Origin of the sequence: Escherichia sp. AM3, from assembly GCF_032029835.1 — a bacterium.
Lineage (GTDB): Bacteria > Pseudomonadota > Gammaproteobacteria > Enterobacterales > Enterobacteriaceae > Escherichia > Escherichia coli.
On the sequence record NZ_JAVUPQ010000692.1, the window covers coordinates 1 to 355 of the forward strand.

Sequence of the window (355 nt, forward strand, 5' to 3'; positions counted from 1 at the left end):
CCATGATGGGCGGCCTTATCATACTATCAATTAAGTATATATAACCGTAGGCTGCCCGACTTCCTCTGTCTTCTGATGTCCCGAGATGTGTTGCAGCCCACAGCGGCCCGGCGGTACATCCTATTAATACGCTGACTATCCAGTTCCCGATGCCTGTCATCCAGAAAATAAACGGAATGAATGGCAGGTAAATTGATAAGGAAAATCCAGCACAGAACATCAGGAACAAAAGAAAATAAACAGGTGGTGCAAGTGCTTCAAACAGCGCGGTAAGCATCGAAGCGGCACCTGTTAGTGAGTTAAAGAATTTTACAAGAATTGAATCTTTGCCACCGGCAACGACAACTCTGGCCGT

Annotated in this window: 1 protein-coding gene; it reads right to left on the reverse strand. The window is 46.2% G+C overall.

What is annotated here, in order from left to right; genetic code table 11:
* The coding region (locus RTW80_RS27925) for a DotA/TraY family protein (RefSeq protein WP_312721372.1) at positions 1 to 355 on the reverse strand (355 nt) is incomplete at both ends.